This is a genomic window from Rahnella inusitata (assembly GCF_003263515.1).
Classification (GTDB): domain Bacteria; phylum Pseudomonadota; class Gammaproteobacteria; order Enterobacterales; family Enterobacteriaceae; genus Rahnella; species Rahnella inusitata.
The window spans coordinates 1-9,649 of the sequence record NZ_JYDE01000057.1 but is presented as its reverse complement, the minus strand read 5'-3'; the positions used below and the strand labels follow the sequence as shown (position 1 = coordinate 9,649).

General features: G+C 39.2%; 6 protein-coding genes. 2 read left to right on the top strand and 4 right to left on the bottom strand.

The features are described 5' to 3' along the window. Together TU92_RS22195 and TU92_RS22190 are read left to right on the top strand one after the other, a co-directional pair. A partial coding sequence (locus tag TU92_RS22195) for a Z1 domain-containing protein (protein WP_211182593.1) occupies positions 1–1,322 on the top strand: 1,322 nt, incomplete at its 5' end. Positions 1,323–1,325: 3 nt separating this feature from the next. Further along, the gene (locus tag TU92_RS22190; RefSeq protein ID WP_112169575.1) at positions 1,326–2,288 is read left to right on the top strand and encodes a PD-(D/E)XK motif protein; all 963 of its coding nucleotides are present in this window, start codon (positions 1,326–1,328) and stop codon (positions 2,286–2,288) included. Between the two features lie 107 nt (positions 2,289–2,395). Here TU92_RS22190 and TU92_RS22185 read toward each other — a convergent pair whose 3' ends face one another. The 4 genes from TU92_RS22185 to rdrA form a co-directional block, all read right to left on the bottom strand. After that, the gene (locus tag TU92_RS22185) at positions 2,396–3,193 is read right to left on the bottom strand and encodes an SIR2 family NAD-dependent protein deacylase (protein ID WP_112169573.1); all 798 of its coding nucleotides are present in this window, start codon (positions 3,191–3,193) and stop codon (positions 2,396–2,398) included. Next, a complete protein-coding gene (locus TU92_RS22180; protein WP_112169571.1) occupies positions 3,190–3,750 on the bottom strand; it encodes a non-canonical purine NTP pyrophosphatase in 561 nt (186 codons plus the stop codon). The genes TU92_RS22185 and TU92_RS22180 overlap by 4 nt, the downstream gene beginning before the upstream one ends. Positions 3,751–3,898: 148 nt before the next feature. Continuing rightward, the gene (gene rdrB, locus TU92_RS22175; protein ID WP_248291975.1) at positions 3,899–6,664 is read right to left on the bottom strand and encodes an antiviral RADAR system adenosine deaminase RdrB; all 2,766 of its coding nucleotides are present in this window, start codon (positions 6,662–6,664) and stop codon (positions 3,899–3,901) included. Further along, the gene (rdrA, locus tag TU92_RS22170) at positions 6,664–9,408 is read right to left on the bottom strand and encodes an antiviral RADAR system adenosine triphosphatase RdrA (protein WP_112169567.1); all 2,745 of its coding nucleotides are present in this window, start codon (positions 9,406–9,408) and stop codon (positions 6,664–6,666) included. The genes rdrB and rdrA overlap by 1 nt, the downstream gene beginning before the upstream one ends. Between the last annotated feature and the right edge of the window lie 241 nt (positions 9,409–9,649).

The following is a 9,649-nucleotide window of genomic DNA, read 5'->3' as shown; positions in this document are numbered from 1 at the left end:
AAATTCACTATGCCACTACAGCTCAACATGCATTAACAAAGGTTAAAGGAAAAGATCGTAATAGATCGATGATGGTACACCCTGCGATGCAGACGAGTTCACATAAAGAATATAAGGATTGGATGGATAAATCCATTACAACCTTGACTAAATATATTGAAGACACTAATGAAAAAAAACCACATGACGCAGAAAATTATTTTAGGAAAGAGTATGAGTCATTAAAATCAACTTTTCCTGATATAAGACCACTACCTGAATTGATTGAGTCAATGATTGAAGATGTATTCAGCGAATTAAATTGTGTTGAAGTCAATGGCACTCCTGATGCTGAAAAAAAAGTTAAATGGAGATCTACTGATTATTGGATTTTAGTAGGTGGCGCAAAATTAGATAGAGGATATACTGTTGAAGGTTTAGTTATTACTTATATGCCTAGACCTCTTGGTAGTTCTCCTGCAGCTGATACTCTTCAGCAGCGAGCTCGTTTTTTTGGTTATAAGAGAGGGTATCTAGGTTTATGCCGTGTTTTCGTGCAAAGCGATGTACGTGAGGCATTTTCGGCTTATGTAGACCACGAGGAATTTGTCAGATCCATTTTACTAAGTAACAGAGGTAAGTCTTTAAGAGAATGGCGAAGAGATTTTGTTCTTGGTGATAAACTAAAACCGACGAGAGCAAATGTTATTGGTATTAATACTCGACGTATTCCTGTTGATGGCTGGATTGTACCAAGTGTGTTACAAAGGGATGATGTTTCAGTTGATGCAAATAGAAAATTACTGTTAAAAATTCAACGTGAATGGCAAGACAAATTTGGCCCAACTGCAGATGCTATCGATGTTATAAAAATCAGTGGAAAGAAAAACTCTTCTACAACTCGAGTGTTGAAGGAGTTGCCGTTGAGAGTAATACTTGATGAATTTTTATTAGAAATTAAAGTTAGAGATCCAATTGATGCTGAATATCATAGTGCAATGTTGATAACAATGGCTGAGTTATTAATTAAAAATCCTAATCTTGTTGTTGATGTATTTTTTATCAACAATTTAGAATCCCAGTACCGTACACGTAATGCGGGCCGTGGTTTATGCCAAACGGATAGAAATGCGCCATTAAATCAATATTTTAGCAACAGCAAAAACACACTTAATGATAGAGATTTTATGTCTGAGGAAAGGATCTCTTTGCAACTTAGACGATTCAATCTTGGTACCATTGCCCGCGAACAAACTTCAGCAGATATACTAGATGTAACATGGTTTGCTGTTAATATTCCTTCAACGTTAAGAGCTAACATTCATATCGAAAGAAGAAGATAGCAAATGAATTTTTCATTTTCACAGTTTCTTGCTTTACCTTCTGAAAATAGCCCTGGAGAATTTAGGGCTATACCTATTTCTTTGCATCGAAGAGATTTCATTGCTAAAGGTCCGGGAGGCTCCCCAATTTTTTTATTGAATGACTCCAATTCAATTAACTATTATCCAAGTATAAATTTCCGAAATATTTCAGTTGAGTTCAATGTTTCGTGTTCTGTGTGTTCGGGTAATAATGAATTAAAAGGAGATTTTTGTATTATACAATTTACAGAAAACCTCCCAGAATTGTATGAGATTTTTGTAAAATGTGTTTGTTCTGCTGTAGAAAACTTACCAGAAATAACTAATACTAAAAAACTTGAATCTTTTATTCTTGAGTTAGGTGAGTTATTTCGCACACTTAATACTCCGGGAGGTCGTGAGATATCTGGTTTATGGTCGGAGCTTTTTATTATATTTATCTCAGGCGACCCGAAAAACGCATTGCATTCATGGCATAATGATCCCTACGATAGATTTGACTTCTCAAACAATCGGATGAGATTAGAAGTTAAATCTACAATTTATGATATTCGTGTCCATGAATTTTCTTTAGAACAGTTAGTTCCTCACGTCAATGGTAATGGTTATATAGCGTCAGTGTTATTAAAAAAGACGTCTTTTGGATGTGGCGTTTTTGAACTCGCAAGTAAAATAGAGACACTGGTTAAAGATAGTCCAGAATTAAAGAAAAAACTATGGGGCAATATTATTAAAGCACTGGGTTCGGATTTTTCTGAGAAACTTGACAAGTATTTTGATGTGGATTTTGCAAAGAAGGATATTAGACTTTATCTAATGGATGATATTCCAAAGCCCAGTAACACAGATGATGAACGAATAACTAATATAAGGTTTAAATCCAATATTAATGATTTGCCTTGTAGCCTTGCTATATCTAAATTAAACAATATGTTTAATGAATAGTTATCTCTTTGAGGGAGTATTCTCCCTCTTTTTATAATGTTTTCTGATGTTGAGAAATGAATTTTTCTATTTCTCATAGTTACCTTTTTTAAAGCTAAATTGATAGTTTAATTTTTTACTAATTGTGCAAGAAATTCTGATAAAGCTAGTTGTCGATTATCTTCCTCTGAAACTAGCATTTCTATGCCCCAATGTTTAAGAACTTCTTCAGCTACTGGATTAGGACGATTGGTAAAGAGATAAGATTTTGGCCGCACAGAGGCTAATGTATGTTTCCCCCACATCTTAGTTAAACGATAGAAGAGTAACCGGATATTTATATCATTAATACTATAACCAATAAAAAGAACTGAGTTACCAAGCACGTCACTTCTAAGCTTTATATCGAGAGGTGATTCGAAATCAAGTCTCTCAAAATAACTTGTTTCATCAAGAACAATTGAAGCATCATCATCAAAGTCACCATGAAATTTTATTATTTGCCGTTTCTCTTCATGTGTTTTGACTAAGTCAGATACACTTGCAATCTTTGTGTAAGCGACATTATACTGATCATGAGCCATCTCAATCCATCGGTCATAGTTTGTTGTGTAAATTTTCGAGAAAGATGATTGAGCAATAATTTTGTGTATTTCTGAATCCGTAATTTTGATGCTATCTTTGTGCCACTCACGATCCATCCAACTTCTAAGTGGTCCAATTGTTCCTTTTTTTCTACGATAAAACTCTGCTAATGAAAGAGGATTACCGTAGGTGGCAAATATTTCAGGGTCATATTCTAATTCATTTGCAAGTTTGGAAATAAGTTGATCCCATGTAGGTAAACCAAGATTTGCTGATACACCAGCCCCGACAAAAAGTATAAGTTTACCTGATCTATATGATTGAATTAATTCTTCTTTCATTTGTCGTTTGCCTCTGATCTTAGATGGTTGGAAAAAGCATCAAGAGCTTTTCGTCGCATAGATATTTCATTTTTACCTTCGCCCATCTCTGCAAATGTTTGATTATATCCATCCGGTACAAAGACACAATCCCATTGAAACTCACGCGACCCTGCAGGTTTTTTAGGAACAGTACCTTTAATCTCACCAGAAAAAGTATAAATCCTACGCCCATTACAGTACCCGAGGACTGTCTTAGCCACTACAGATGTATCGCCTATTCCATGAACGAGTTTCGTAAACTTATCTGCTTCAAGATGATCCCAGAATATTTGCGTAAGACCCGCAGGGAATCCATTCATCCCCGCTAAATAAAGTCCTGTGTGTTCAACAAAAAGTGGCCTTCCAATAATAGAGAAAGCTTTTGATAATTTATCACGAACAAGTTTATCGACATCTTGAGTTTGAAGTTCTTCAATCTTCTCTCTGACTGAGATAACCTCGATCCCAATCGGCTCAAGGATGTTATAGACCTCTTTGAGTTTGTTTTCATTTCCAGAAAGGAATCTTATTTTCACAGATACTCCATTAATAATAATTGCTAATCGTTAAAGTATATTTATATTGACATTCATTCGATAGAGTATGTGGTGGCAATTGTACCTCAATATTTAAGTTTGTTTTTAATGCAATTAATCAATTTTATAGTCATAGTTGTTACTTAAATCAATTATCTCCCCTTTCTAACTTGAATACTTGCTGATGATTACGGTGAAATTGCTCAACACCATATCTACGCAGGCGTTCCAACCAATCCTCAGCCACAGTACGCGAAATACCTTGCTCGATCGCTGCTTCGCGAAGAAGTGCAAACTCTGTGCGTAGAGTTGTCGGCATAATACCTGGATCGTCAGTATTCACCAAAACACGGATTGGACCACAGCGAAGACCATAACGATTATGCTCATTACCCGAGAATAAGGTAGATTCATCAGGTGGATTCCATCTAAAAATAGGGTGATCTGTATACTTACCTATTCTTGAAATATACACATTTGATGTTGGATTCGCTTCAATGATTAACCCTTTGCGGTCATATTCATGTAATAAATAATCCTGTAATGCATGCATGAAATTTAGCTCTGCAGGGCTATCACTATCATAAATAATATTTTCATCTATTATTTCCCTTGCTTGATTTAGCTCGGCATGGCAGTGATCATTGTGCTGTAAACGCACAACAACAATAGTTGGTGATGCGTTTCCTAGAGCTAGTTGCTGGTGCCGCTGGCGATAAAGTCTCTCAGGTGTTACTCCGTGTATATTTATATCAAGTTGTTGCAGGCGAGTAAGATCTGGTACTGAGCACTGCTCTTTGGCACTTAAACTAGGATTACTACCGATTCTATTAAATTGATAATAGCAATTACGACGGAGTAGCCATGCCTGGAACAATACCTCAGGATTAATTTCTTCGTCTACTGCGCTTATCAAACATTTTAATTTCTCGTAAGAATTCTTATCGCTAGGTGTTTCTGTGGGCTTGATTCCCAGACCCGAATTAATCTCGGGGCGGTGTAACCACGCTCCATAACGATAAATTCTCTGGATACGGCGTTCTAGTAATGGTAATACCTGCCCAGCTAGCTGTAAACGTGTACTAAGTAGACTAGCGTGATGCCATGCCCATACTAAATTATCTAAATGCTCGTCCACTGGTAGAATCATGTCACCATGTTGTTCTGCCCAACGCTTAGGTTTGACACCCAGTGCTAATGCATGCCCTAATCGGTCGCCATCTCGCATTTCGCAAAATCGAACTGTTTCGTCAACATGACGCATCCCTGAGAGCGGATGCGCATAATCCTCGCCTGCATGGATGCTTAAGTGAAAGCCCCCAGATACTTGCGCGTATGAATGGTTTGGATGTGAACCTAAGCGTAGCCAGCGAAGGAGAGGAGCAAACCACTCAATTCGTAAATCATTCTCATTACCCGCGACATCTAGTCCACGTAGCCAGCGTGCTGGCTCAAAGCAGAAATGTGGATTCTCTCGCCCACCTAGAAACTCAGGTAAGTTCCAATCAGCATTACTTTGCAGGCTTGTCTGCAATTCTTCCGCAGACTCCCATAATTTTGCTACATCTGGTGCTGATCTCTGACCATCTTTTTCGTCTTTTGCTGAACGTTGAAAATGGGCACAAAAGTGCCACTGATCCAGAACTCGAATATAATCCAGTTCTGATGCATTAGGGTACTTGGCTTGTAAACCTGTATGCACATTTGAGACAGACTGAGGAAGAGGCTGACCTAAGGAGTCACCTAGTGCTTTTGCTAATTTGGCTATTTTGTCGGGTTTAAATAGGCTTGGCCCTCCTTTGGCTTCAAGCAGATCATTCGGGCTAGCCAATAAATGATTCATATTTGGATTGAGGAAATATTTCTTTGTTGCATTTTTACGTAACGCTTCAGAATAATAATCTTGAGTAAAACGACTTAAGCCAAGATCATTCATGATTAATTTGCGACGTAGGTGCATGGTTTCGGAAAGTAAATACAAAATTGCTATACGCAGTGTAACTGGAGTGTTGGGCTGACGATAGAGATGCATCAGAAATACCAATAGCCACAACCAACAATGAGATAACCCCCCCATATCCTTTGCACGCAGTGCAACTTCAGATAGCAACCATTCTGGCGAACCAACGACTCCTTGGGAATGTAGCTTCATCAATAATTCCCAATCCGGTAACCTATTTTTATTACCTGATAGGTCCGGGGTGTCACTGCAAGCCTTTCTAAAATTCTCTTTAAAATCAATATTATCTGTATTTTGTTCAGAAGGCCACGTCAGTAGTTTGATCAGAATTCGACGTAGTCGTAGTATTATCGTTTTGTCTTTTTCAGTTGATTTAATTCCACTAAGTAGTTGCTCACCCAAAATTAATTCTGCGGCACTAACACCTCCTAAATGGACATGGCCTTCTGCATAGGGAAGTACTGGATTAGGTAGAGGAGCAAATAGCGGTTTCTGATGGTCGAGTACACGGCGAACAGTATCAGCATTAGGTACCGGCAATTCACTTATCCAGCTACTAAAATGCCAAGCAGCCAACAGCGTCGGATCTAAATCGACGGCCAGCCGCGCATAGGCCTGTACTTGGGTATCACGATAATGAAAATAATCACCATTCCTCACCATCAGAATTTTAGATAGTTTATCCAGCAAAGGAAGCTGGTCACTGACAAATAAACTCTTTTGGAAAACATTGTCTATAAGTCGACGCATGTCATCTCTGCGGAACTGCCGTGGCCAATCTTTTTCCATGCTCTGCAATAGTGCTTCACGACAATCAAAATACAATGAATGCAGAGAATTATTTGTCCCGTTATTTTTAGGGTTGCAACAAAGATAGTCCAGCAAAGTCTTTGCCAAGCCTGGACTAGAAAAACATTGGCCGCCGACTAATTCTAGAAGGGTGCGTTCTAGCATCAGGATTCACTCGATAATTCATTGAAAATTTTTCTATAGGCTTTTTCAAGCCGAAGTAAACATTCGGTGTCTGGAAATTGAACGCGCATTTCATTATAAACTGATTGGGCTTTTTCCAAGCTAAGTTTTCGAAGCTCTCTTTCTAAGATGTTATTTGATATGTTGCCTTTGCGAGTAGAAACGCCAAGCAGTTCACGTAATTGTCGGTTTGCTTGTTCATTTGTACGTGATTCATTTTCTTTGCTTATTTCTACCATGCTTAAAAAACTATCATTATTTTCCAGAGTTTTAACCGAATTCTCTAACCACGTTCTTAAGGGGTGATTTCCTAAGTAATAAGTCACTGCGCGCATAGCTTTACCAAAGCGAGTGACATCGCTATCCATATTTCCGCCTTGAGGGAAAAATGGTAAAATATTCTGTCTGAAAAGAGAGTTTTTTTCAAAGGAACTTGTTTTGCGTAGGTTTACCGTTGATATTCTTGCAGGTAACCCAAATAGTGGCCCTTTTTCGAAGCTGCCACTTGCTGACCAGATGCTGTAAAAAGCATGTAAACCGGTTTCAAACGCTGTTTTTGCGTAATTATCTGGTTTATCAATGCGCTGATTTCCATTAAAGATCTGAGCTTGGTTAAATACTTTGTTGAACATGTTGTATATCAGCCAAGGAGAAAAACGAACCTGCTTTAACTGATGGCTATTACGCCAAGCGCTAATTTCATCAACCAGTGTATTGATTGCATCGATTGATTTTGGATCTAAATCAGTATCTGAAATATCGTCGTAATCTTCCAAATCGCTAGATATGAAACTTTGGGTTTTCGTTGGTGCTAGCATACTGGTGGAGTAAAATGGCACTTGATCCAAGAGGGTAACAACGTCTGAAGCAGAAACGTCGCGAACTAAGCTAGTTACAAGGAGTTCAAACAGTCGACCAATATTCAGTTTAGTTCCCCGGCTAGACTCGCTGTAGTAGTTATGATGGGTCAATAGCCGCAACAACAGTAGTCCTTCAGAGCTTTCAGCGGATTGGGTTACATCCCAACTGAGTTGTCCCCATCGCCCTGTTTCCGGCAACGGGTAGGGCAGTAAAACTTCTCGTTTGCCAATTTCTTCAAGCCAATAGCGAGGAAGTTGTTTTTCCAATATCTTCGCCCAGTTGGCCAAATTATCCTGCTTACGGAAATCTTTATATAATGTATCCGTATGTCTCAATGGCTGAAATAAAGCTGTATCGAAAACACTACTACCTGGCTCGCTATTACCATACCAATGCTGCATTGCTTCTAGTACCAAGCAGGTCGGACCGGCCTCACGCTCACTACCAAATTGCTCACGTAACCGTTTACTCAATTGTACTGTATCGTTTGCTTGTAGTTCTCCTTGGGGGTTTTCATTCCGTGTGTTTTCTACCTGTCGAACTACGTCAGAAAATGATTTATATACTGGTCTAAAGTCGCGGTCCTTTGCCAGTTCGGCCTCTGCATAATTGATATTAAATTGGTCGACCATCTCACTCCGAATTCCTGGTGCTATTTGCGCCGCGCGCCTTGCGGCAAGAGTACTTTGGGCTTGTCTCAACTCCAAAGGTAGCTTTTCCAGCAAGTGGTCTTGTCCACAGCGTCTAATCAACTGGGTTAGAGCTCGGATAGAAGGAATGGGTAGAGCTAATTGACTATTTTCTAATGCATTGACTGGGCCGGCAATAAACCCCTCCAGCCATGCATGGAAGGCTCCCAGAGAAGTAACTCTTCCTTCATATTGCCCGATACTTAAGTTACGTATTTCGATCTGAAAATCGCTCAGGTATGTGGCAATATCAGGCATGCGCATGCGATTTGGTACGGGGAGAATTTTACGCTGATATTCACTTGCTAATTGAATAGCCCAGCGATTTGCTTCATCTTCTTTATATTGGGGGGTGGGGTTAACAATTTTTCCATGAAATTCACGCCATATTACCTCGTAATATAAATCCATATCCCCACTAATAATAGGCAGTACTAACGGAGTATTCAGGTAGCGACGAACAATTTCAAGGTTCTCGTATGCACGATCAAGTGCGGTATCGACATCATCTATCGGTAGTACTAATAGATCTTTACCCAGAAGTGTTAACACACTTCGGAAGAATGCGTGTACTTTACTATTGAGTTGTCGATTGCCAATAAAACTACGCAGCTTGTCTAATCCGCGTTCTTCCTTTTGCGCATCCACACTTTCTAGTCCAAAAGCTAATTCTTCCAGCGCTCTTAGCATTGAGCGGTAATTAGGATCTTCATGTCTAGCTTGTTGTACCAGGTTGTCGCTAAGTACAGCTGCCACGATTACGTGAAGGAACAGATCATCGTGTTCTTCCAGTAGGGTTGGGTCTACAGGTTTGAGGATATGTACTTGCGCAAGTAAATCCTTATTCACTCTCATTCCATTCCACGCAGAATCATATGACTCATTTGAGAGGGAATAAGGTGTGCTTGTTTTTTGCTTGAGATACGCGGGGAGATTTACTAGAACCGTTGATTTCCCTGACCCCCGTGCTCCGTCAATTAACACGGCATTGTGAGCTCTCAAACTGTCGAAATCGTGATCCGAACATCTTAGTGCCTTGCTTGCTTCTTGTTGTGCCTCACTAATGAGCATATATAAGCGGTCATAGACATCCCTAGCTAGCAGGGTGTTTGGATCAGACAGGCTAGCAGTTTCCTGCTGAGCGGCGTTGATATAAAGCTTGGCGTTGTCGTTCACGTTTTACTCGCTGCTAGTGAAAAGTTTGAATGTTTTGTTACAACGATTTTGCCATGGCAACTATATTAATCCAATCAAATGAATGCATTACTTATACTGAAGTGCGTTTACAAACTGTGGAGTGTATTGCAGAAAAGATATAAATGAGTCTAATGTAACAATTCAGAGAGAACTTGTTATAGCTTGTTTGATGCACTTATTAGTTTTTTGAAGCAGGTCAAGGTGTAGTGGCATAGTGAAT

Bases quoted from the DNA above. Each gene is read 5' to 3' on its own strand.
- TU92_RS22190 (WP_112169575.1), top strand. From the start codon at position 1,326: ATGAATTTTTCATTTTCACAGTTTCTTGCTTTACCTTCTGAAAATAGC.
- TU92_RS22185 (WP_112169573.1), bottom strand. From the start codon at position 3,193: ATGAAAGAAGAATTAATTCAATCATATAGATCAGGTAAACTTATACTT.
- rdrB (WP_248291975.1), bottom strand. From the start codon at position 6,664: ATGCTAGAACGCACCCTTCTAGAATTAGTCGGCGGCCAATGTTTTTCT.